General features: G+C 67.0%; 24 protein-coding genes. 7 read left to right on the top strand and 17 right to left on the bottom strand.

The genetic code is table 11. The features are described from left to right. Window positions 1-26: 26 nt before the first annotated feature. Both gatA and gatC read right to left on the bottom strand, forming a co-directional pair. The gene (gene gatA / locus V8324_RS09770; RefSeq protein WP_336419749.1) at window positions 27-1,514 is read right to left on the bottom strand and encodes an Asp-tRNA(Asn)/Glu-tRNA(Gln) amidotransferase subunit GatA; all 1,488 of its coding nucleotides are present in this window, start codon (window positions 1,512-1,514) and stop codon (window positions 27-29) included. Continuing rightward, window positions 1,514-1,801, bottom strand: coding sequence for an Asp-tRNA(Asn)/Glu-tRNA(Gln) amidotransferase subunit GatC (gene gatC / locus V8324_RS09765; RefSeq protein ID WP_336419748.1), 288 nt, complete (start codon window positions 1,799-1,801; stop codon window positions 1,514-1,516). Before gatC ends, gatA begins: the two co-directional genes overlap by 1 nt. A 131-nt stretch (window positions 1,802-1,932) precedes the next feature. Here gatC and V8324_RS09760 point away from each other — a divergent pair, with 131 nt between their 5' ends. Further along, window positions 1,933-2,625, top strand: a complete 693-nt coding sequence (locus V8324_RS09760; protein ID WP_336419747.1) for a metal-dependent hydrolase — start codon at window positions 1,933-1,935, stop codon at window positions 2,623-2,625. Window positions 2,626-2,697: 72 nt separating this feature from the next. Here the strand turns inward: V8324_RS09760 and V8324_RS09755 are convergent, their stop codons facing one another. Continuing rightward, entirely contained in the window at window positions 2,698-3,501 is an 804-nt protein-coding gene (locus V8324_RS09755) for a pseudouridine synthase (protein WP_336419746.1), read from the bottom strand. 106 nt (window positions 3,502-3,607) lie between these two features. Here V8324_RS09755 and V8324_RS09750 point away from each other — a divergent pair, with 106 nt between their 5' ends. Continuing rightward, complete coding sequence (locus V8324_RS09750; protein ID WP_336419745.1) at window positions 3,608-4,276, top strand: cyclic nucleotide-binding domain-containing protein; 669 nt, start codon at window positions 3,608-3,610, stop codon at window positions 4,274-4,276. 40 nt (window positions 4,277-4,316) lie between these two features. Continuing rightward, window positions 4,317-4,775, top strand: coding sequence for a nucleoside deaminase (locus V8324_RS09745; protein WP_336419744.1), 459 nt, complete (start codon window positions 4,317-4,319; stop codon window positions 4,773-4,775). On the opposite strand, the gene V8324_RS09740 is transcribed toward V8324_RS09745, so the two are convergent. The 4 genes from V8324_RS09740 to phaC all read right to left on the bottom strand — a co-directional run bounded on the left by V8324_RS09740 (window position 4,767) and on the right by phaC (window position 8,815). Then, window positions 4,767-5,732: a LysR family transcriptional regulator gene (locus V8324_RS09740; RefSeq protein WP_336419743.1), complete on the bottom strand. Its 966-nt coding sequence runs from the start codon at window positions 5,730-5,732 to the stop codon at window positions 4,767-4,769. The genes V8324_RS09745 and V8324_RS09740 overlap by 9 nt on opposite strands. Window positions 5,733-5,739: 7 nt before the next feature. Further along, the gene (gene phaR, locus V8324_RS09735; protein WP_336419742.1) at window positions 5,740-6,306 is read right to left on the bottom strand and encodes a polyhydroxyalkanoate synthesis repressor PhaR; all 567 of its coding nucleotides are present in this window, start codon (window positions 6,304-6,306) and stop codon (window positions 5,740-5,742) included. Window positions 6,307-6,436: 130 nt separating this feature from the next. Then, window positions 6,437-6,862 carry a phasin family protein gene (locus V8324_RS09730; protein WP_442970504.1) on the bottom strand — a complete coding sequence of 142 codons (426 nt, stop codon included), beginning with the start codon at window positions 6,860-6,862 and terminating at the stop codon, window positions 6,437-6,439. Window positions 6,863-7,009: 147 nt separating this feature from the next. Further along, a complete protein-coding gene (phaC, locus tag V8324_RS09725) occupies window positions 7,010-8,815 on the bottom strand; it encodes a class I poly(R)-hydroxyalkanoic acid synthase (RefSeq protein WP_336419740.1) in 1,806 nt (601 codons plus the stop codon). 105 nt (window positions 8,816-8,920) lie between these two features. On the opposite strand from phaC, the gene phaZ reads away from it, so the two are divergent. Next, window positions 8,921-10,201 carry a polyhydroxyalkanoate depolymerase gene (gene phaZ, locus V8324_RS09720; RefSeq protein WP_336419739.1) on the top strand — a complete coding sequence of 427 codons (1,281 nt, stop codon included), beginning with the start codon at window positions 8,921-8,923 and terminating at the stop codon, window positions 10,199-10,201. 15 nt (window positions 10,202-10,216) lie between these two features. Here the strand turns inward: phaZ and V8324_RS09715 are convergent, their stop codons facing one another. The 8 genes from V8324_RS09715 to V8324_RS09680 all read right to left on the bottom strand — a co-directional run bounded on the left by V8324_RS09715 (window position 10,217) and on the right by V8324_RS09680 (window position 19,479). After that, window positions 10,217-10,897, bottom strand: a complete 681-nt coding sequence (locus tag V8324_RS09715) for an aspartate/glutamate racemase family protein (RefSeq protein WP_336419738.1) — start codon at window positions 10,895-10,897, stop codon at window positions 10,217-10,219. A 36-nt stretch (window positions 10,898-10,933) separates the two neighbouring features. Continuing rightward, complete coding sequence (locus V8324_RS09710; protein ID WP_336419737.1) at window positions 10,934-12,247, bottom strand: M16 family metallopeptidase; 1,314 nt, start codon at window positions 12,245-12,247, stop codon at window positions 10,934-10,936. Then, complete coding sequence (locus tag V8324_RS09705; protein ID WP_336419736.1) at window positions 12,244-13,584, bottom strand: M16 family metallopeptidase; 1,341 nt, start codon at window positions 13,582-13,584, stop codon at window positions 12,244-12,246. Before V8324_RS09705 ends, V8324_RS09710 begins: the two co-directional genes overlap by 4 nt. A gap of 106 nt (window positions 13,585-13,690) precedes the next feature. Next, window positions 13,691-14,221 carry a DUF3035 domain-containing protein gene (locus tag V8324_RS09700; protein WP_336419735.1) on the bottom strand — a complete coding sequence of 177 codons (531 nt, stop codon included), beginning with the start codon at window positions 14,219-14,221 and terminating at the stop codon, window positions 13,691-13,693. Window positions 14,222-14,271: 50 nt separating this feature from the next. Beyond that, on the bottom strand, window positions 14,272-14,742 hold the full coding sequence (gene lspA / locus V8324_RS09695) for a signal peptidase II (RefSeq protein WP_336419734.1): 471 nt from the start codon (window positions 14,740-14,742) through the stop codon (window positions 14,272-14,274). Between the two features lie 7 nt (window positions 14,743-14,749). Beyond that, window positions 14,750-16,339, bottom strand: coding sequence for a bifunctional phosphoribosylaminoimidazolecarboxamide formyltransferase/IMP cyclohydrolase (gene purH / locus V8324_RS09690; protein WP_336419733.1), 1,590 nt, complete (start codon window positions 16,337-16,339; stop codon window positions 14,750-14,752). Between the two features lie 44 nt (window positions 16,340-16,383). After that, window positions 16,384-18,126 (bottom strand): heparinase II/III family protein, encoded by a 1,743-nt coding sequence (locus tag V8324_RS09685; RefSeq protein ID WP_336419732.1) that lies wholly within the window; start codon window positions 18,124-18,126, stop codon window positions 16,384-16,386. A gap of 81 nt (window positions 18,127-18,207) precedes the next feature. Further along, complete coding sequence (locus tag V8324_RS09680) at window positions 18,208-19,479, bottom strand: RsmB/NOP family class I SAM-dependent RNA methyltransferase (protein ID WP_336419731.1); 1,272 nt, start codon at window positions 19,477-19,479, stop codon at window positions 18,208-18,210. A 62-nt stretch (window positions 19,480-19,541) separates the two neighbouring features. On the opposite strand from V8324_RS09680, the gene V8324_RS09675 reads away from it, so the two are divergent. Then, the gene (locus V8324_RS09675) at window positions 19,542-19,751 is read left to right on the top strand and encodes a DUF1674 domain-containing protein (protein WP_336419730.1); all 210 of its coding nucleotides are present in this window, start codon (window positions 19,542-19,544) and stop codon (window positions 19,749-19,751) included. Between the two features lie 41 nt (window positions 19,752-19,792). Here the strand turns inward: V8324_RS09675 and V8324_RS09670 are convergent, their stop codons facing one another. Then, window positions 19,793-20,146 carry a dihydrodipicolinate reductase gene (locus V8324_RS09670; RefSeq protein WP_336419729.1) on the bottom strand — a complete coding sequence of 118 codons (354 nt, stop codon included), beginning with the start codon at window positions 20,144-20,146 and terminating at the stop codon, window positions 19,793-19,795. 88 nt (window positions 20,147-20,234) lie between these two features. Beyond that, window positions 20,235-21,053 carry a 4-hydroxy-tetrahydrodipicolinate reductase gene (dapB, locus tag V8324_RS09665; RefSeq protein WP_336419728.1) on the bottom strand — a complete coding sequence of 273 codons (819 nt, stop codon included), beginning with the start codon at window positions 21,051-21,053 and terminating at the stop codon, window positions 20,235-20,237. A gap of 134 nt (window positions 21,054-21,187) precedes the next feature. Here dapB and V8324_RS09660 point away from each other — a divergent pair, with 134 nt between their 5' ends. Together V8324_RS09660 and V8324_RS09655 are read left to right on the top strand one after the other, a co-directional pair. Beyond that, complete coding sequence (locus tag V8324_RS09660; protein WP_336419727.1) at window positions 21,188-21,607, top strand: TIGR01244 family sulfur transferase; 420 nt, start codon at window positions 21,188-21,190, stop codon at window positions 21,605-21,607. Further along, a complete protein-coding gene (locus tag V8324_RS09655; protein ID WP_336419726.1) occupies window positions 21,604-22,326 on the top strand; it encodes a 2-dehydro-3-deoxygalactonokinase in 723 nt (240 codons plus the stop codon). The genes V8324_RS09660 and V8324_RS09655 overlap by 4 nt, the downstream gene beginning before the upstream one ends. The last annotated feature ends 6 nt before the right edge of the window (window positions 22,327-22,332 follow it).

The raw sequence follows: 22,332 nt of genomic DNA, 5'->3' as shown, positions 1-22,332 counted from the left end.
ATCCTGCTTCGATCCCTGATCATCGATTACCACCATTTCGCGGGCTTGGCCACGAACCCGGCGGCCGCTTCCAGCGCGTAGGCGGTGTTCAGCAGATCGCCCTCTTCCCAAGGCCGCCCGATCAGTTGCAGGCCAAGCGGCAGCCCGCGGCTATCCAGCCCCGTCGGCACGGAAATGCCCGGCAGCCCCGCAAGGTTCACCGTCACCGTGAACACGTCGTTGAGATACATCTGCACCGGATCGGCCTCGGTCATCTCGCCCAGGCCGAAGGCGGCGCTTGGCGTGGCCGGGGTCAGGATGGCGTCGACACCGGCGGCGAAGGCCTCGTCGAAATCGCGCTTGATGAGGGTGCGCACCTTGCGCGCGCGGTTGTAATAGGCGTCATAGAACCCCGCCGACAGCACGTAGGTGCCGACCATCACGCGGCGCTGCACTTCCGCGCCGAAGCCCTCGGCGCGGGTCTTCTCGTACATCTCGGTGATGCCGTCGCCCTGTGCCAGATGCGCCCGGTGGCCGTACCGCACCCCGTCATATCGCGCGAGGTTCGAGGACGCCTCGGCGGGTGCGATCACGTAATAGGCGGGCAGCGCGTATTTCGTGTGCGGCAGCGAGATGTCGCGGATCTCGGCCCCGGCCGCTTTCAGCATCGCGGTCCCTTCCGCCCAGAGATCGCTGATTTCCTGCGGCATGCCGTCGATGCGGTACTCCTCGGGAATGCCGATCACCTTGCCGCGGATGTCGCCGGTCAGCATCGCCTCGAAATCCGGCACGGGGATATCGGCGGATGTGCTGTCCCTGGGGTCGTGCCCGCACATCGCGGCCAGCATGATCGCCGCATCGCGCACGGATTTCGTCATCGGCCCCGCCTGATCGAGCGACGAGGCGAAGGCGACGATCCCCCACCGCGAACACCGCCCGTAGGTGGGCTTGATGCCGGTGATGCCTGTAAAGGCGGCGGGCTGGCGGATCGACCCGCCGGTATCGGTGCCCGTAGCGCCGAGGCAGAGATCGGCGGCCACGGCACTGGCCGACCCGCCCGAGGACCCGCCCGGGGTCAGCTCCGCGTCGTCGCCCGCGCGGCGCCACGGGTTGACCGCGTTGCCGTAGACGCTCGTCTCGTTCGACGAGCCCATGGCGAACTCGTCCATGTTGAGCTTGCCGATCATCACCGCTCCGGCATCGAAAAGCTGCTGCGTGACGGTCGACTCGTATTCCGGACGGAACCCGTCAAGGATGCGGCTGGCGGCCTGGGTGCCGACGCCGCGCGTGCAGAACAGATCCTTGATCCCCAGCGGAATGCCGCACAGCGACGGGGCATCCCCGGCCTTGATCCGCGTGTCGGCGGCCTGTGCCTGCTCGCGTGCGAGATCGGCCGTGTCGTGGACCACGGCATTGAGCGTGGACGCCCCCTGCGCGGCCGTCAGGCACGCCTCGGTCAGATCCACGCTGGTGACGTCGCCGCGGCGCAGCGCCTCGCGGGCCTCGGCGATCGTCAGGGTATTGAGATCGCCCATCACTCGACCACCTTCGGCACGGCAAAGAACCCTTCGCGCGCGTCGGGGGCGTTCGACAGGATCCTGTCCTGCTGGTCGCCCTCGGTGACCACGTCCGCGCGGCGCTTCAATCGCTGTGGCGTGACGCTCGTCATCGGCTCGACGCCTGTCACATCCACCTCGTTCAACTGCTCGATGAATCCGAGGATCGTGTTGAATTCCTGCGCCAGCCCCGGCAGCGCCGCGTCGTCCACGCGAATGCGCGCGAGCTTGGCCACCTTGGCGGCGGTTTCCACGTCGATCGACATGAGCCTCTCCTCTTGTCCGTTCCGCCCGCGTTTAGCGTCCGCGCGGTGAGGGTGCAAGACGCAGGTCGCACCCCTTTATTCCGCCGGCAGGCTTGCTACTGTCGGAGCAGTGCAAATCACCGGAGGCGACGATGAAAATCACATGGCTTGGACACAGCTCTTTCCGGATCGAGATCGGCGGGCAGGTCCTGCTGATCGATCCGTGGCTGAATGGCAACCCGATGTTGCCCGAGGACGCGCATGACGCGGCCCTTAAAGACGCCACGCATATCCTGCTGACCCACGCGCATTTCGATCACGCGACCGACGTGCTGGACCTGGCGAAACAGTTGAATATCCCGATGGTCGGGCAGTTCGACCTGATGAGCCATTGGGAGGCGACCGAGCAGATCGAGGTCGTCGGCTTCAACAAGGGCGGCACGGTGGACCTGGACGGCGTCGGGGTGACCATGGTGCATGCCACCCATTCCACCAGCTTCGGCACCGATACCGGCCCGCATGTTCCGGGCAGCGAATGCGGATTCATGATCGCCGGCGAGGGGCACATGATCTATGTCTCGGGCGATACCGACGTGATGGCCGACATGAAGGTGTTCCACGACCTGCACAAGCCCGATATCGGCATCCTCTGCGCGGGCGGGCATTTCACCATGGACATGCGCCGCGCGGGCTATGCCGCGAAGACCTTCTTCAACTTCAAGACGGTGATCCCGTGCCATTACAAGACCTTCCCGCTGCTTGAACAGTCGGCGGACGCGCTGGCGGCGGCGCTGCCCGGGGTCGACGTGATCGAGCCCGAGGTGATGACGCCGATCGAGATCTGAGGCGGTGTCGGGGGCTCTGCCCCCGTCGCCCGTTCCGGGCGCCTCCCCCGGAGTATTTGGGGAAAGATGAAATCAGCTCCGGTTGCGCCGGCGCTGCGGGGTTGGCTTGGGCTTGTTCGTCTCGTCGGGGGTGGACGCGTCCTTTAGGCCCAGCTGGTCGCGTAGCACGCGGGGGCGGATCTCTTCGACCGCGCCGGGTTTCAGCTGGCCCAGCTGGAACGGCCCGTAGGACAGGCGGATGAGGCGGTTCACGCGCAGGCCGATATCCTCCATCGCGCGGCGCACTTCGCGGTTCTTGCCCTCGCGGATCGCCACGGTGATCCACGCGTTCGCCCCTTGCTGGCGGTCCAGCGTCACGGTCATCGGCTGGAAGCGTTCGCCGTCGACTGTCAGGCCGCGGCGCAGGGGTTCGAACGCAGCGTCGTCGGGCCGACCGTTGACGCGCACCCGGTAGCGGCGCAGCCAGCCGGTGGAGGGCAGTTCCAGCCTGCGCTTGAGCGCGCCGTCATTGGTCAGCAGCAACAAGCCCTCGGAGTTGAGGTCGAGCCGGCCGATGCTGACCACCCGGGGCATGTCGGCGGGCAGATCGTCGTAGATCGTCGCGCGCCCCTGTTCGTCTCGGGTGGTGGTCACGCGGCCGGTGGGCTTGTGATAGAGCCACAGGCGTGCGGGTTCCGGTGCCTCGAGCGCGCGGCCATCCACCACGACCTTGTCGTCCGGTGTCACGTTCAGCGCCGCGCGGGTGATCTTTTGTCCGTTCACCGTGACGCGCCCCGCTTCGATCAGGCGCTCGGCCTCGCGGCGGCTGGCGCGGCCCGCGCGGGCGATGACCTTGGCGATACGCTCGCCCGGCGGCGAGGAGGGGGACGTGTTCATGGCATCAGTTCATAGCCCAAAGCGGATGCGTGCAAAAGGCCCTTTGACCGGTGGTCAACCGGGTCTATGGTCCGCCACATGTCAACAAGGGGGCGAACGCGCAGCGATGGCTGAACAGGTGGGGCTTTCGATTCAGGCTTTGCTCTATCTGGGCTTCCTGTGCGGCGTGCTGGGGTTCCTCGCGCGGGACGAATTGCGGCTGCGGGTCTTCATGCTGTCGGCCAGCGCGCTTTACCTCTTCTACTATTACAACCTCGCCGCGGCGCCGCTGTGGGAGCCGGTCATCACCAATGCCGTGCTGGGCTGCGTGAACATCGCGATGATCGCCGTCATCGCGCTGGAGCGGACCACCTTCGCGATGTCGCATCATACCGAATCGCTGTTTCACCATTTCACGATGCTGACACCGGGCCAGTTCCGCAGGCTGATGAAATCCGCACGGTCCGTCACTGCCGCGGAACCGGTCAGCCTGACGCGGCAGGGTGCGCCGGTGGACCGGCTGTGGTACGTGCATCACGGTGCCGTGCAGATCGACAAGACCGGCCGCGAGGTGCGTGTCGAGGATCCCATGTTCGTGGGCGAGCTGGCCTTCATCACCGGGGCCTCGGCCAGCGCCTCGGTCACGCTGGATGCGGGGGCGCGCTACCTCGAATGGGACAGCGTGACGCTGCGCGCGATGACCCGCAAATCGCCGCGGCTGAACGTGGCGCTGCAGGCCCAGTTCAATGTCGACCTCGTGCGCAAGGTCACACGCTCGACCCCGTTGACCGTGTGAGGCCCGGCCCGGGGCACGCCCGCAAGAGGACCGGTGCGCCATGACCTTTCCCAGCCACATGACCCTGGCCCTCGCAGAGGCCCGCGCCGCCGCGGCCCGCGGCGAGGTCCCGGTGGGCGCGGTGGTGGTGGATGCGTCGGGCGCGGTCGTGGCCCGTGCCGGCAACCGCACGCGCGAGCTGGGCGATCCGACCGCGCATGCCGAGATCCTCGCGATCCGCGCCGCCTGCGCCGCGCTTGGGTCGGAACGCCTGCCGGGGCATGATCTTTACGTCACGCTGGAACCTTGCGCGATGTGCGCGGGCGCCATCGCCGCGGCGCGCATCGCGCGGCTTTACTACGGGGCGGAGGATGCCAAATCGGGCGGTGTGGCGCGCGGCGCGCGGGTGTTGGCGCAGCCGCAATCGCACCACGCGCCCGAGATCTACGACGGCATCGGCGCGCGCGCGGCCGAGGCGCTGCTGCGCGCGTTCTTCCGCGACCGGCGGGGATCAGACTAGCGTCAGATCGGCGGCGAGGAACGGGTGCTGACGGATCGCCGGGGCGACGATGGTGTCCTGCAGGATCGGCCGCAGGTTGGCGGCCAGCGTCGCGGGCATGTCCTGCAGGATCCCCTTGCGCGCGATCACGCTGATCGTGCGGGTCAGCGGTGCGATCGGCAGCCGCAACACGTCGATCTGATCGGCGAAACGGCGCGCGCGCATCAGCGCCAGCGGCGTCAGGATCGACCACCCGGCCCCCTGCCCCACCAGCGCCAGGATGGAATGGTAGCTATCCAGTTCGAACCGGTACGGCAGGCTGAGATTTTCCCGCGCCAGATGCGCCGAGATCAGCCGCCCCATGTAATGCCGCTGCGTGTACTGGATCAGCGGCAGGCGTTCGAGTTGCCCCAGCACATCGCCCCCGGGGTCGATCACCCCGCGCGGGGCGACCACGGCGAAGCCTTCGCGCAGCACCGGATGCACCTCTGTCCAGTCCGCCGCATCACCAAGCTCTGCCGCCACGATGACGTCGAGCGACCGCGCGTCAAGTTGATCGTAAAGGTCATGGCTGGCGCCGGTTTCCAGCAGGAACTGACAGCCGTCCAGCTCGCCCGCCATGTGGGTCAGAAGCTGCGGGGTCACATCCGCCTCGAGATCCTCGATCATGCCGAGGCGGAACCGCGTCAGCATCGACAGATGCGACATCGCCAGTTCGGCGCGGGCCTGCGCGGCCTCGTTCAGGATCGCCTGGCCGCGGCGGTGCATGATCTCTCCGGCCGTCGTCAGCCGGACCGGCCGCGCCTTGCGCTGCAGCAGGATCGCGCCGACCGCGGTCTCGAGATTTGTCAGTTGCTGGCTCACCGCCGAGGGGCTCGCCCCCAGCCGCCGTGCCGCGGCCGAGATCGACCGCTCGTCGGCGGCGGCCATGAACACCTCGATCCCCCAGAGAGTGATCCGCCCCGGGCTTTCGACCATGAGGGGCTTACTTGTCCATCTTCGAAAGCTTCTGCTGCAGTTCGGCAAGCTGTTTCTTGATCTCTTCGATTTCTTCCTCGGTGCCGGCCGGCGTGTCGTCGTCGTCGCTTGCGGGCATGCTGCTGCCCAGTTTCGGCAATTCGCCGCGGGTCATCGCCTTCATGAAGGCTTCCTGCTGGGCGCGCATCGCCTCCATGCCGGGCATCGCCGTCAGCGGGTTCGCCTTGGTCATGTTTTCCAGCATCTTCGACTGCCCGTCGCGCAGCATCTCGAAACTCGCCGCGAGGAATTCCGGCACCACGCTGGTCGCCTGCGTGGTGTAGCTGCGCACCAGGTCAGTCAGCACGTTGTTGGGCAGCACGCTCTGGCCGCGGCTTTCATGCTCGGCCACGATCTGCAGAAGGTATTGCCGGGTCAGGTCGTCGCCGGATTTCAGATCGATGATCTGGACGTCGCGGCCGCCGCGGATGAACTCGGCGATATCCTCCAGCGTGACGTAATCCGAGGTCTCGGTATTGTAGAGCCGCCGACTGGCGTAACGCTTGATCAGCAACGGTTTCTGGGGGTCGGCCAACAGGTATCCTCCGGTGGAATGCAGCAGTGCAGCGTACCGTAGACGCAACTGCAGCAAAAAGAAAGGGCGAGCCGGTGTGGCTCGCCCTTTACAGATCATGCCCCAGGGAGGGGAGGGGGCAATCGACCTGTTACTTCTTCGCAGCGTTGCCGGCTTTGGTGGCCGCGGCGGTCGCGTCGTCGGTCGCCTTCTTGACAACCTTCGTGGCGTCTTCCTGCATGGTCTTGCCAGCCGACATCATCAGCTCGACGGTTTCCATCTGGACCTTCTTGGCGACTTCGGCGAAGGCGGCCATGTGCTCTGCGGTGACTTCGGACTGGGCCGATGCAAAGTCGGTCATCGCCTTGGCATAGTCTGCCGGCTCGGACTTGGCTTTCGACATCTCGGTCATCTTGGCGAGGGTGTCCTTGGCCCACTTGTTCGAGATTTCAGCCGACTGCTCGGCCGCGTTCAGCGCGACGCTGGACAGTTTCTCGTTCAGGCTTGCCTGGTTCTTGAACGCGTCTTCCATCGCTTTCGTGTCGACGGGGAACGAGCCCATGACGTCCTTGAACATGTTGCTGAAGTCTTGTGTGTTTGCGTTTGCCATTGTCTAGATCCTTTCGTGATCTGCTTTGCTACTGCCAACCAATTAAATGCTGCACTGCAGCATTGCAAGGGTTTTCTGCTGCGTCGCAGAAAAATTTTACTGCGCCGCGCGCGATCAGACAGCGGCCTTCCTGGTCACGTAGGTGCCCGGGGCCGGCTCCAGCGGCGGGTGCTCGGCATCGCCGGGCATCCGGGCCTTGACGCGCTTGCCGGACCGCTTGGCAAGCCAAGCCTCCCATCGCGGCCACCACGAGCCTTCGTGATGCACCGCGCCCTCCATCCAGTCATCGGCGGCGGCGGGCAGATCGTCATTGGTGTAATGCCCGTACTTGTTCTTCGCGGGCGGGTTGACGATCCCGGCGATATGGCCAGATTGCGAGACGATGAAGCCACGGCTGCGCGACCCCGTCGCCTTGAACCCGCGATAGCAGTCCCTCCACGGCGCGATGTGATCGCTCTGGCAGGTCACCGCCATCAGCGGCACCTTGACGTCCTTGATGTGCAGGGTCTCGCCGCACAGATCGATCCCGCCCTCGACGAATTCGTTGCGCTGGCACAGGCCGCGCAGATACTGCATCGTCATCCGCGCCGGCAGGTTCGCACCGTCGCCGTTCCAGTAGAGCAGATCGAAGGCCGGCGGCGACTCGCCCATCATGTAGCTGCGAATCGCCGGCTGGTAGACCAGATCGCGCGAGCGCAGGAACGACATCGTGCGCCCCATGATGAACGACCGCAGCACGCCCTGCTCGGACACTTCGCGCTCGATGCCATTGATGAAATCGTCCTGCAGGAACGGGGTGAATTCGCCCTGCTCGGAGAAATCGGTGAGCGCGGTGAAGAACGTCGCCGATTTCACCGATTTGTCGCCGCGCTTGGCCATCAGCGCCAGCACCATGTGCAGCGTCGTCCCGGCGATGCAGTAGCCCACCGTGTTGACCTGGGATTGCCCGGTGATCGCCTTGGCCTCACGGATCGCGGTCAGAAAGCCCTCCTCGATATACTCTTCCATGCCGACCTCGGCATAGCTCGCATCGGGGTTGACCCAGGAGACGACGAACAGCGTGTAGCCCTGATCGGTGATCCACTTGATCAGGCTGTTTTCCGGCTTGAGATCCATGATGTAGTACTTGTTGATCCAGGGCGGAAAGATGATCAGCGGCACCTCGTGGACCTCGTCCGTGGTGGGCGTGTACTGGATCAGCTCCATCATCCGGTTGCGGTAGACCACCTCGCCCGGCGTGGTGGCGATGTTGGTGCCCAGTTCGAACGCCTTGTCGTCGGCGAGGCGCACGACCATCTCGCCGTCATTCGCCTCGAGATCGGCGATCAGGTTCTCCAGCCCCTTCACGAGGCTTTCGCCCTCGGTCTCGACGGCCTTTTCCAGCGCATCGGGGTTGGTGCCGAGGAAATTCGTCGGCGACATCATGTCGATGATCTGATGCGCGAAGTAATCGAGGCGCTTGCGATCCTTGTCGGGCAGGTCCTCGTCGATATCGTCCAGCGCCTGCTCGATCGCCTGCGCGTTCAGGGCGTATTGCTGCTTGATGTAGCGAAAGAACGGGTGCGAGTTCCACAGCGGGTTGGCAAACCGCTTGTCACCGGCCAGCGGATCGGGCTCGTCCTCGTCCTCGGGCGTGCTGCCGCGCAGCATCGATTGCTGGGCTTCCATGAAATGGCGCACGGACTTGCCCCAGTATTCAAGCTGCTGCTCGTACATTCTGCCCGGATTCTCGAGCATCTCGGTCCAGTAGGTCGTCGCGGCCTTGGTGAAAAGCTCGTTGGACGGGTTGCCCAGCGTGGGATCCGCAGGGTTGCGCGATGCGAGCGTCTTGATGAGACGCTGCGAAAGCTGCTCGACCTTTGCAAGATTCTCGTTGATCCTGGGAACACTTTGTCCGCTACCATCGTCTTGCATTGCCATTTCAGTCATTTTCCCTTACCAGTTTCTGCAAAGCAGCATCGCGACGTCGTATCGGGGGTGGGCGATATGAACCGAAGCGGTGCTGACCAAAGATAGGAACAGACTATGCGCTACATGGCCACATACGATCTCATGGAATCCTTCCGGAATGCCAGTCAATGGCTCGGTGCCTCCGCCCTCTCGATGTCATCTTATCCGGTTTTTAGCATGATGCCAAACCCCGCATTCGAATGGATGGCGGCCTGGGGCGAGGTGACAGAGCGCAGCTTCCAGCGCATGGTGGCCAAGCCCGACTGGGGCATCCGCACCTTCACCTGCGAGGACGGCAAGGACCACCTCGTCAACATCGACACGGTCGTCTCCAAGCCATTCGGCGACCTGATCCACTTCAACGTCTCGGGCCGGCCCGAGCAGCCGCGCAAGGTGCTGCTGATCGCGCCGATGTCGGGCCATTACGCCACGCTGCTGCGCGCAACGGTCAAGTCGCTGCTGGTCAATTGCGAGGTCTATGTCACCGACTGGCACAATGCGCGTGACATCCCGGTGTCGGAAGGCAAGTTCGATATCGAGGATTACACCCTCTACCTCGTGGATTTCATGCGCGAACTGGGGCCGGACGTGAACGTGGTCGCGGTCTGCCAGCCGGCGCCGCTGGCACTGGCGGCGACCGCCTACCTGGCCGAGCTCGATCCCGACGCGCAGCCGCAGACCCTGACCCTGATCGGCGGTCCCATCGATCCCGACGCCACCCCCACCGAGGTGACCGATTTCGGGCGCCGCGTGACCATGGGCCAGCTCGAAGAGACGATGATCCAGCGCGTCGGCTTCAAGTACAAGGGCGTCGGGCGGATGGTCTATCCGGGGATGCTTCAGCTCGCCTCGTTCATCTCGATGAATGCAGAGCGTCACGCCAAGGCGTTCACCGAACAGATCATGCGCGTCACCAAGGGCGAATCGCGGGACAATGACCAGCACAACCGGTTCTACGACGAATACCTTGCTGTCATGGACATGCCGGCAGAGTTCTACCTCTCGACCGTGGAACGGATATTCAAGGGCCTCGAGATCGCCGAGAACCGCTTCACGGTCTACGGCCACGCGGTCGATATCGGCAAGATCACCGATGTCGCGGTCAAGACCGTCGAGGGCGGCAAGGACGACATCTCGGCCCCCGGTCAATGCGTCGCGGCACTCGATCTCTGCACGGGACTGCCCGATCACCTGAAGGCCAGCTACCTGGAGCCCGAGGCCGGGCATTACGGCATCTTCGCGGGCAAATCCTGGCGCAACAACATCCGGCCGCTGGTGCTCGAATTCATCGACGCCAACTCCGGCAAACATGCCGACAAGAAGCCGGCCATTCGCGAGGTCGTCTCGAACGGCTGATCCGCGCGGCGCGGGTCACCCGCGCGAAAACGACACGATCGCCTCGGTGAGGACATCGAGGCTGTCGGTGCTCGGGACCCTTTCGGGCAGCGCGTTGCGGACAAGCGACAGTTCGGTGCAGGCCACCAGCAGGTGATCGGCGCCGGCCTCGATCAACGCGTCGGCCTCGACCGCCAGCCGCGGCGCAAGGCGCGTTGACGGCTCGCCTGACTTCACCGCCCGGATCAGCTCCAGAAGGGCGGCGTCATCGGGCAGGATAACGGGTTCCAGCCCGTGTGCGCCGAACGGCGCGTCGAACACCCGCGCCAACCGCGTCGCCGGCGAGGCCAGAAGCCCCACGCGCCGCGCACCCGCCGCGGATAGCGCCGCCGCCGTCAGGTCCACCATGTCCAGAAACGTCAGGTCCGTCGCCGCGCGGATGGCCGGGGCGTAGTGATGCGCTGTGTTGCAGGGCATGGCGAGCGCGTCGGCGCCCGCCGCCGCCAGATCGCGCGCCATGCCGGCAAGGACCGGGCCAGGATCGGGTCCCGTGCCCTCGATCAGCGCGGCGATCCGGCTGGGGACCTGGCTGTTCTGATGCACGATCAGCGGCACGTGATCGGCGTCGTCCCGCGCGGGCACCGCCGCCATGACCTTCTGCATCAATAGGATCGTCGCCTCGGGGCCCATGCCCCCCAGGATGCCGACCGTCCTCATGCCGCGCTCACCACGCCATCTTCGACGCGCGCCGCGTCAATTGATCGTCTCATCGAGGCCCTCGGGCTGACCGACCACCACGAAGGTCAGCTGCTCGGGATTCAGGCGTTCGCGCGCCACGCGGTTGATCTCCTCCAGCGTGACGGCCTCGACCATGTCATTGCGATTGGCGATGTAATCGGGCGACAACCCGTCCATCTGCATGCTCACGGCGATATTCGCGATCTGGCTGTTGCCCTCGAATCGCAGCGGATAGGCCCCGGTGAGATAGGTCTTGGCGTCGCGCAGTTCCTCCTCGGTGACGCCCTCATTGCGCAGCCGCGCCCACTCGTCCCGGATGACGGTGATCGCCTCGGCCACGCGATCGTTGGCCGACGACACCGACCCGGCCCAAAGTTGCGCTGCATCCTTGTCCGAAAGGTAGGAATAGACCCCGTAGGTCAGCCCGCGCTTCTCGCGCACCTCGGTGACCAGACGGCTTTCGAACCCGCCGCCGCCCAGGATGTGGTTGAGGACATAGGCCGCGAAGAAATCCGGATCCTCGCGCTCGACGCCGGCCTGCGCAAAGGCGGCGATGGATTGCGGCGTCTCGAACTCGGTCACCTGAACGCCGCCGGGCAGGTCGAGATCTGCGGCGTCGGGCAGCGGCGCGCCCTCCTGCGGCAAATCCCCCAGAAGATTGTCCAGCAGCGGGCCAAGCTCTTCGGCGGTGATGTCGCCGACCGCGCTGATATAGACCCGCTCACGGGTCAGCGCGGTCTCGTGCGCGGCCGCGATATCGGCGCGGGTCAGCGCCTCGACGCTGTCCATGGTGCCCTCCAGCGGGCTGCCATAAGGATGATCGCCGAAAACGAGCTCGTCGAAGGCGCGGCTGACCTTGTCGCGCGGATCGGTCTGCGCCGATCGCAGACCCGACAGCACCTGGCCGCGCACCCGCTCGATCGCGGCCTCGTCAAAGCGCGGCGCGACAAGGCTCGACCGCAGCAGCGCGGCCGCCTCGTCGCGGTTCTCGGTCAACATCTGCGCCGAGACCGACACCGCGTCGTCGCTCACATTGTAAGAGAATTTGGCGGCCAGCGAATCGCGCGCTCGGGCAAACTCCTGCGCACTCAGGTCGCCGGCGCCCTCTTCGAGCAGCCCCACCATCAGGTTGGTCGCCCCGCGCGCGTCGGGCGCGTCCAGCGAGGCCCCGCCGCGAAACCGGATTTCCAGCGCCACGAAGGGAATCGAATGATCCTCGACCAGCCACGCGTCGAGCCCGCCTTCGGTGGTCACCTCCTCGATCTCGATTGCCGCCTTCGCGGGCAGCGCTGCCATCATCAGGGCAAGGCCGAAAAGCAGATGTTTCATTGTGTCACCTCCGGGGCACGCAACTGACCGGTAACCGATGCCTGCCGGTCGAGCACGCGCTGCGCGGCCTCGACGATCTGATCGGCGGTCGTGTCTTGCAGGATTTCGGGCCAGTTCTGTACATCTTCGACCGTCAGACCAGAGGTCAGCGCGCGGCCGTAGCGTCGCGCCAGCCCGGCGGCATCGTCACGCTCGTAGATCTCTTCGGCGCGCAATTGCAGCTTGATGCGCTCCAGTTGCTCGGGCTTCGGCCCGGTCTCGACGAATTCGGTCATCACCTCGTCGAGCGCGCTTTCGGCTTGCTCCAGCGTGACACCGGCGGCGGGTACCACGACGAAGTCGAAGGTCGTGCTGTCAAGCGATGTCGCGGAATACCACGCCCCCACCTGAACGGCGATTTTATCTTCTATCTGAAGGCGCTGGTTCAGCACCGATGTCTGGCCACCGCCCAGGATCTGCGACAGAAGGTAAAGTGCGGCCGCCTCCTGCTGATCACCGCTGTCACGCTCCGGTGCCAGGTAGGACCGCGTCACGTAGGGCTGCGAGACGCGCGCATCGCGCATCATCGCGCGGCGCTCGGCCTGTTGCGGCGGCTCTTGCGGCCGGGCGCGCGGCGGCAGATCGGAATTGGCCGGGATCGCGCCGTAATGCTCTTGGGCCAGCGTCCGCACCTCGTCGGGCGTCACGTCCCCGGCGACCACCAGGATCGCGTTGTTGGGCGCGTAATACTTTTCGTAGAACTTCAGCGCCGCTTCGCGGTCGAGCGTGTCGATCTCGTGGCGCCAGCCGATGATCGGCACGCCGTAGGGATGATTGAGATACTGCGCGGCGGTTTTCTGTTCGCGCAGCAGCGCCGAGGGACTGTTCTCGACCCGCTGATTGCGCTCTTCGATGATCACCTCGCGCTCGGTCCGCACGTCGGCCTCGGCCAGACGCAGGTTTTCCATACGATCCGCCTCCATCCCCATCACGAGGTCCAGCCTGTCCGCGGCAATCCGTTGAAAATACGCGGTATAATCTTGGCTCGTAAAGGCGTTGTCGGAGCCACCGTTGCGCGCGACGGCCGCGGAAAACTCGCCCGGCGCGAGGGTCTCGGTGCCCTTGAACATCAGGTGTTCGAGAAAATGCGCGATGCCCGACTGCCCGGGCGGCTCGTCCGCGGCGCCGGCGCGGTACCAGACCATGTGGGTGACCACCGGCGCGCGATGATCCTCGATCACCACGACGTCCATGCCGTTCTCAAGCTGGAAAGAGGTCACGTTGTCCGAGGCGAGCACGGCGCCGGAAAGCGACAGCGATAGGGCGACGGCGAAAAGCAAGGCGAGCGGTTTGGGCATAGGCGGGATCCCCTGCGCGGTGAACATCTGGTCACAACATACGCCGCGACTGTCATGTTTCAACGCCCCCGGCCCTTGTCCGCCGCAGGCGTTGGCCGGCTCCCTCTCAGCGATCGGCAGGGGGCGGGCTTGCCGGCGTCTTCACGCCGCGATTGCGCAGGCGGCGTTCTTCGGCGTGGGCGTCCAGCCATTGCCGGCGATAGGCCTGTACGTAGTCGTCGCCCGGCAGGATGCCGAGGATGTTGACACGTCCGTGTCTGCGCCGGATCTCCCGGTCCTCCCGCGCGAGGATCTGCCGGATCGCGGGATCGCCGCCATACCGGGTGGCGTGGTTGACAAGCGCCGCGTTGCGCGGATCCGGCGCGCCGCCGGCCCCGCGCCGCGTGCCCCCCAATGCCGCCGCCCCGTCGGCCAGCGGGGTCTGGTCGGTCCGGTTGGGCGCGCCGGGGGCCGGTGCGGGCAGGCGCGTGACGTCCTGGGGCGGTTCCAGCGGCTTGCCGGGCAGCACCGAGAACTCGTCCGGACCGTTTCCGGTATTTCGGATCCGGGTCAGCGTCACGTCCCCGTCACGCGGCGCGCAGCCAGCCACGATGGTGGCGACCAGAAGGATCAGAACGCTCTTGCGCGGCATGCTCATCGCCACTCCCCTGCAATCTTTGCTGTCTCTATCGCATTCCTGATCCGAGGTCACGAGGGCTTTTTGCCCCCCGGCGCCACGACAAGCCCCAGGGCCCCTGCAAAGACCGCGACATCGGCCACGTTGAACGCATAGGGATTGTCGATCCCGCAACAGGACATGTTGATGAAATCCGCCACCGCGCCATAGACCAGACGGTCGATCACGTTGCCGATCGCCCCGCCCAGCAACAGCCCCGCGGTCAGCCTTTGCCACGCCCCAAGCGGCTCGCGATGCACCCACCAGATCACCACGCCCGAGATGAGCAGCGCCACGGCGATCAGGATCCACCGGGTCAGTGCGGCATCGCCCGCCAGCAGGCCGAAATTGATCCCGGTATTCCACGCCATTCGCAGGTTGAGATAGGGCGGCAGCACGTCGATCCGCCCGACAAGGCGCAGATCCATGACATGCACGACGTAATATTTCGTCGCCTGATCCAGCAGGAAGACCCAGAATGCGCTCCAGTAGAACAGTCGCATGCGCGGCTCAGTGCCGGAAGTGGCGCAGGCCGGTCAGCACCATCGCCAGACCCGCCGCGTCGGCGGCCGCGATCACCTCGTCGTCGCGCATCGATCCGCCGGGATGAATGACCGCCGTCGCCCCCGCCTCTGCCGCGGCCATCAGCCCGTCGGCGAACGGAAAGAACGCGTCCGAGGCCACGACGCTGCCCTGCGTCAGTGGCGTGGGCAGGCCAAGCGCTTCGGCCATGTCCTGCGATTTGCTCGCCGCGATCCGGCAACTGTCCACGCGGCTCATCTGGCCGGCGCCGATGCCCACCGTCGCGCCATCCTTGACGTAGACGATGGCGTTGGATTTCACGTGTTTCGCGACCTTCCACGCGAAGAGCATGTCCGCCATCTCGGCCTCGGTCGGCGCGCGGCGGGTGACGACGCGCAGTTCGTCCGCCGTGATCCGCCCCGCATCCTTGTCCTGCACGAGGTAGCCGCCCGACACCTGCCTCACCATCCGCGCGGCGCTCGCGGGGTCGGCCAGACCATCGGTCAGAAGCAGACGCAGGTTCTTCCTCGCGGCAAAAATACCCAGGGCCGCGTCATCGGCCCCGGGCGCGATCACCACCTCGGTGAAGATCCCGGAAATCTCTTCGGCCGTGGCGGCGTCGAGCGGCTGGTTGAGCGCGACGATGCCGCCGAACGCGCTGGTGCGGTCGCAATCGAACGCGGCCTTGCAGGCCGCGATCTGGCTGGCCCCGCGCGCCACGCCGCAGGGATTGGCGTGCTTGATGATCGCGCAGGCCGGGCCGCCCTCGGGATCGAATTCGCTGACCAGTTCGAACGCCGCATCGGTGTCGTTGATGTTGTTGTAGCTCAGTTCCTTGCCCTGCACCTGCCGGGCGGTGGCAACACCGGGCTGGGACGACCCGTCCACGTAGAACGCCGCCCCCTGGTGCGGGTTCTCGCCATAGCGCAGCGTCTGCGCCAGCGTCCCGCCAAAGCTGCGGCGGCGCGGTGCGGCCTCGCCCTGCGCCTCGGCCATCCAGGTGCTGACCGCCGCGTCATAGGCGGCGGTGCGCCCGTAGGCGGTCAGTGCCAGCCGCTGCCGGAAGGCATAGGACGTCTGACCGTCATGCGCCTCGAGCTCGGCCAGCAGGGCTGTGTAATCCGCGACATCCACCACGACATTGACGAAGGCATGGTTCTTGGCCGCCGCGCGGATCATCGCCGGACCGCCGATATCGATATTCTCGATTGCCGTGGCGTAATCCGCGCCCTTGGCGACCGTCTCCTCGAACGGGTAGAGGTTGACCACCAGAAGATCGATCGGCGCCACGCCGTGCGCCTCCATCGCGGCCACGTGACCCGCGTCGTCGCGCAGCGCCAGAAGCCCGCCATGCACCATCGGGTGCAGTGTTTTCACACGCCCGTCCATCATCTCGGGAAAGCCCGTCACCTCGGCCACGTCGCGCACCGCGAGGCCCGCCTCGCGCAAGCTGCGCGCGGTGCCGCCGGTCGACAGGATCTCGACGCCGCGACCCGCCAGCGCGCGCGCCAGATCGACCAGTCCGGTCTTGTCGGAGACGGAAAGAAGGGCGCGGGTCACGGGCGCGAGATCGGTCATCGTATGTCGGTCCTGTCCTGGTCCTGGGTCGGGTTCTGGCAGCTTCAATCCTCGGTCGCGGGCTCGGGCACGGCCTCGGCGACATCGCGGATGCCGACCGGGGTCTCGTCCGCCTTGGCCAGCGACCACCTGATGCGGGTCGCGTGATCCAGCGCGCGGCCCGACAGGACGATCTGCCCGGACGCGCGCGGCGTCAGGCGTGTCTTTTCAAGATAGACGCTGGGGTGCAAGGCCAAAGCGGTCTGCCCGTCGCCCCGGAACACCCAGATCTCGCCGCTGCGCAGCGTCACGAAGACGGCGCTGCCGCCGGGCGCGAGGTCCGTCTCGACCTCCGGGTGCAGGTGGAACCGTATCTCGAACGGTACATCACGCGGGTGGTCGCCATGGCGCAGCCGGTCGAAACGCCGCCGTGCGGCCTCCTCGACCGCAAGCACCGCGTCCTCGCCGGACAGCGTCCGCCCGTCCGCCGACAAATCGAGGCTGCGCATATGCGTCAGCCCGTGCGCGCGCAGATAGCCGTCATGCGCCCCCTCGAAGCGCAGGCGCCGCGCGGTTTTCGACACGCGGGCGAAGACGTTGCGCGGCCCGTCGTCCAGCCGGTCGGGATGGCGGGGGTCAAGGCTCAGCCGCGCGCTCGATCCGCCGTCGAGCACCAGCGCCGAATGCGACGGCGTGGCGCGCCCGGCGCGCCGCCATTCGAGCCTGAAGCGCGCGCCGGCCCCGCAACCGACGATCAGCGGCCGCCGCCCCGAGGTCAGCTCGAAGGCCAGTGTCGAGGCATGCGCGTGGATCGCGGCCGCGCCGCGCGGCGGGGCCGCGGCATCGACGATGACGCTGGTGCGCCCCGCGCTCAGCCGGACGAATCCCATCGCCCTCCCGTCCGCGCGGCGCGCCTTGACCCCGCTTGTCGCCAGCGCCCCGTCCAGACGCCCGGCAAGCCCCCGCCCACCGCCATGGAACCGCGCCAGCCCGCCATCGGCGTGGCGCAGCGTGCGCAGCGTCGGCGCGATCCGCTCGACCGCGCGCCAATGCGCGTCCTCGACGGGATGTCCCGCATCGCCAAGGATCTGCGCCGCCCATGTGAGCAGTGCGAAGATTTCCAGCAATTCCTCGGGGTTGCGAGACGCGATACCGCCGCCCTCGTCGATCTCGCGGTCGCAATCGCGCGACAGCGCAGTGCACGCCGGGGGCAACAGCCCCTGCATCCCCTCCAGCGCCACACCCGCGTGGATCAGGCCGCTCACCGCCTCGAAGCGCGGCAGCCCCGGTGCGGCGGCCGGCCAGCGCCGGTGCAGGAACACGGCCTGCCGGGCGAGCGCCCGAAAATACCGCCGCTGCGCCATTTCGGGCTGGGCGCGCAACAGGAAATCGGCATGCGCGATCCAGCGGATCAGACGCCGCCCGGTCAATTCCGGCGTCCATCCCGGGCCGCCGCCCGCGCCACACCGCGCGATCCACTGCCACGTCCATGCCTGCGCGCGCTCCTGCGCAGCCCGGTCGGCAAGGGCCGCAAGATCGTCGAGCCAGCCAAAGCCGTGCATTTCGGCGGCAAAGGCGGCATCGGCGGGCGCTATGTCCCAGATCGGGGTGTTCGACGCCTCGACCATATGTCCCGCGACGATGAAGCGCCCGTCGCGGATTTGCGCGCCGCGCTCCGGCGATCCGATGCAGCGCGGCTCGGGGCGCAAAATCAGCCGCGTCGGCGCAAGGCGCAGCGCCGCACGCCGTGCGGCGATGCGGTTGGCGGCGCGCGTCCATCGCGCTGACAGGCTGTCACGGTCGAACATGGGACGCCTCACAGGGCCTCGGGGTCATCGGGACGGACCTTAGACGACCCGTGCTGCGGCGTCATCGCCTGATTGCCGGCCTCAGATGCGCAGGCAGGCGATGTAGAACCCGTCCATGCCGCCCAGCTCGGGCCAGTGATCGGGCCGCAGGCGCAGCCCGCCCTCTTCGGTGATCCATGCCGGATCCATCCCCGGCAGGTCGAGCGCCGCGCGATCCACCCGCAGGCCGGGATGGCGATCCAGCGCGGCCTCGACCTGGCATTCGCCCTCGTCGGGCAGCAGCGAACAGGTGCAGAAGACCAGCCGCCCGCTGGGCGTGAGAAGCGTCAGCGCGTGATCGATCATCGCCGCCTGCAGATCGATCAGCGCGCCGAACTCGGTGCCGTCCTTGGCATGCGGCAGGTCGGGATGGCGGCGGATCGTGCCGGTCGCCGAACAGGGCGCGTCGCACAGGATCGCGTCATACTGGCCCTGATGCGCAAGCGCGTCGCCGGTGACACACTCCGCCGTCAGCCCCGTCCGCGCAAGGTTCTCGGTCACCCGCGCCATCCGCCGCTCGGATATATCCAGGGCCGTGACCTGCGCGCCCATAGCGGCCAGTTGCAGGGTCTTGCCCCCCGGCGCCGCGCAGAGATCGAGCACCCGCTCGCCCTCCTGCGGGGCCAAGACCTTGACCGGGACCGCGGCGGCGGCATCCTGCACCCACCAGTCGCCCGTGTCGTATCCCGGCAGGGTCGAGATCTGCGGCGCCTCAAACAGTCGGACCGATCCGGTCGGCAGCACCGTGCCGCCCAGCCGGTCGGCCCATGCGGCCGCGTCGGATTTCACCGTCAGATCGAGCGGCGCCCCGGCAAAATGCGCCCGCTCCATCGCCGCGACCGCGGCCTTGCCCCACGCCGCGACCAGCGGCTCGCGCAGCCAGCCGGGCAGGCCGGGCTGGCGCAGATCGCGCCATTTCGCCGGGGCCTCGTCCACCAGCTTGCGCAGGACCGCGTTGACAAGCGCCTTGAGGCGGTTGTGCCGCCGATGCCGACCGACGATCTCGACCGCCTCGTTGACGACGCCATGCGCATCGCCGCCCAGGGCAAGCTCTACCGTGGCCGCGCGCAGCACGTTGCGCACCGGCAGGGGCGGCGCCTTGCGCAAGTGTTTCGCCAGCAGCCGGTCGGCGCGTTCAAGCCCGCGCAGCGTGTCGCCGGCCAGCCGTTGCGCCCGCGCCCGATCCGCCGGGAGCAAGGTCTGAAGCGCGCCCCCGGCCAGCAGGTCGGACATCAGCCGGCCCTCTCCCAGCACCTGGTCGAGAAGCTGGACTGCGGCCGCGCGCGGCGTCGGAACGTGGGTTTTCATCGGCATGTCCTTGGCGAAACGGCAGGCGCGGGATATATCAACGATGAGACATGGTGGAAAGGTCGATCATGAGCACCGAAGACACGCAAAACCTGTCGCCCGCGGCAGATACACAAAACCTGTCGCCCGCGGCTCGCCGTGCGCTGCAAGAAGCGGAAGCACGTCGCAAGGCAATGCAGGATCCCGACCTCCCGGTCGAGCTTGGCGGGCGCCGCGAAGGCCTCGACCCGGCACGCTACGGGGATTGGGAGATAATGGGACGCGCGATCGACTTCTGATCGATCGCCCGTGGCATCCGAATTCCGGGTAAAATCACCCGTTACCGCAGATAGAGATCCGCGTGACGTCCGCGACCCTGATCCGAGGTGAAACGGACCGTATTGCCCTTGAGTTCCACGGCCTGGCAATTCGCCCCGAGATTCTGATCCCCCCAATAGAGGTCACGGCAGAAATATGAGCCGTCCCAACGCCATTCGCCGCTGACATTGCTGCCAAAGGCGCGCCCCTTGATGTCGCCATCGGGAGTAACGTTAACGCGAATGCCGAACCGCGTCAGGTCGCGCCCCTTCATCAGCGACACGAACTGCGACTTGTCCTTGATCTGGCTGAACCCGTCGGCCATCGCGGGCATCGCCAGGACGCTCACGAGAATGATTGATAGCAGTGTACGCATCGTGATCTCTCCAACATCTGTAATGCCTGTTTATCACAGATACTTGAATATCTGGTTATCACGGATACGCGCTGCAAGCGGTCTCGGATCAGTCTTCGCCCAGTCCGAGCACGTCGAGCATGTCATGGCTGCCCGGCCTGCGCCCCTGCCCCCAGAGCGCCGCCTTGAGCGCGCCCCGCGCGAAGATCGCCCGGTCGGTCGCCACGTGCCGCAGCACGATGCGTTCGCCGGTGGCGGCGAAGATCACGTCATGCTCGCCCACGATATCGCCGCCGCGGATCGCGGAAAACCCGATATGGCCGCGTTCACGCTTGCCGGTGAGGCCGTCGCGCGCGGCGTCCCGCACCGCGCTCAGCGCCACGCCGCGCCCGTCCGCCGCCGCCTCGCCCAGCATCAGCGCGGTGCCCGAGGGCGCGTCGACCTTCCGGTTGTGATGCGCCTCGACGATCTCGATGTCGAAATCCTCGTCGAGCGCGGCGGCAACCTTGCGGGTCAGTTGCGTCAGCAGGTTCACGCCAAGCGACATGTTGCCGGCGCGCACGATCACTGCATGTCGGGCGGCAGCGTCCAGTTTCTTCAGTTGGCCCTCGTCGAAACCCGTGGTGCCGATGACATGCACGACACGCGCCTGCGCGGTCAGCGTCGCCATCTCGACACTCGCCTCGGGGCTGGTGAAATCGATCACCGCATGGGCGCGGGCCACCACCTCGAGCGGATCGTCGGTCACCGTGACCCCCAGGTCCGTGCCCCCCATGGCGGCCCCGACATCGCGCCCGATCCAATCATGGCCGGGCCGCTCGACCGCGCCGATCAGCCGCGCGTGCGGGCTGTCGGACACCGTCCGAACCAGCATGCGCCCCATGCGGCCCGAGGCCCCGGTGATCACGATACCCGGCAGATCGCTCATGCTTGCGGCCCTTTCCGTTCCGTCCTGTGTCGCAGTCATAGCGCGGCGATCGTGGCACGGCAAGCCGCACCCGTTCTTGATCTTTCGGGCGATTCGCCCCCATAGCCGGGACAAAGCATCGCCAAGGAGGCCCCATGGACCCGCGCCGGATCACCGACGATTTCTTCGTCTCGCCGCAGATCATCCCCGACGACATGCCCGCCATCAAGGCCGCCGGATTTCAGTCCATCCTGTGCAATCGCCCCGATGGCGAGGATCCCGGTCAACCGGGATATGACGACGTGGCCCGCGCCGCCGAGGAAGGCGGCCTGAGGATCCGGTCGGTGCCGATCGTCTCGGGGCACATGACAGAGGCCGATGCCGAGGCGTTCCGCGCCGCCTACGAGGCCCTGCCCAAGCCGATCCTCGCCTACTGCCGCAGCGGCACCCGCTGCACGGTGATGTGGAGCCTGACGCATATCGAGACCCTCGGCGGCGACGAGATCCTGCGCGCCACCGGGCAGGCGGGCTACGACATGTCGGGTCTCGTCGCCCAGCTGGGCCACGGGCGGTGAACGATTGGGCGCTTGTCGGGCATGATGGAACGCGGGCGCGGGCCTTCGCGCTGAGCGGCACGGCGGTGATGCGCGCGGCCGACGGGACCGACAGCGCGTCCGCGCTCGCCGCCCTCGGGACCGTGCCCGGCCGGCTCCTGCGCGTCGGCGAGGGCCAGCCGGATGCCCTGCCCGCGCCGCTTCTGCCGGATGCGGCGCGGCAGGGTCTGGCCGGGCTGATCCAGAAAACCCCGCCCGACGTGATCGACGGCTGGACGCGGCTGTTGCTTCTGGGCGTCGTGCGGGACCGGCCCAACTGGGAGGGTATCGCCTGCGTGCTGGCCGGCGACGTGCGCCACTGGGTGCATCTCAGCGCCGGCGAGGCCGTCAGTTGCCAGAGCTTCCTCAGCCCGCGCCTTGCCGCGACCCTCGGGGGCACGACAGCTCCGGACATGACCGCGCTGAGCGACAGCCTGAGCCGCCCCGAACGTCTTGCCGCGCATCTGCGCAGCGCCGAGGTCACCGGCGACAGCGCGGCGATCTCGGGGCACCTTCTCGGGGCGGAACTGGCCGCGGCACGGCCCTATTGGCTGGGCCAGAGCGTAGCGGTGATCGCCGCCGCCGCAGCGGGGTCCGACGTCACAGATGCGCTCGCGGCGCAAGGCGTGCCGACGAATGCGATCGACCCCGAGACCCTCCTCGCCCCGGCCGTCGCGGCGCTTGCCGACTGGATGGGCTGACCGCCG

Origin of the sequence: Roseovarius sp. D22-M7, from assembly GCF_037083785.1 — a bacterium.
In the GTDB taxonomy this organism is placed as follows: Bacteria; Pseudomonadota; Alphaproteobacteria; order Rhodobacterales; family Rhodobacteraceae; genus Roseovarius.
This window is presented reverse-complemented; position numbering and strand designations above follow the sequence as displayed.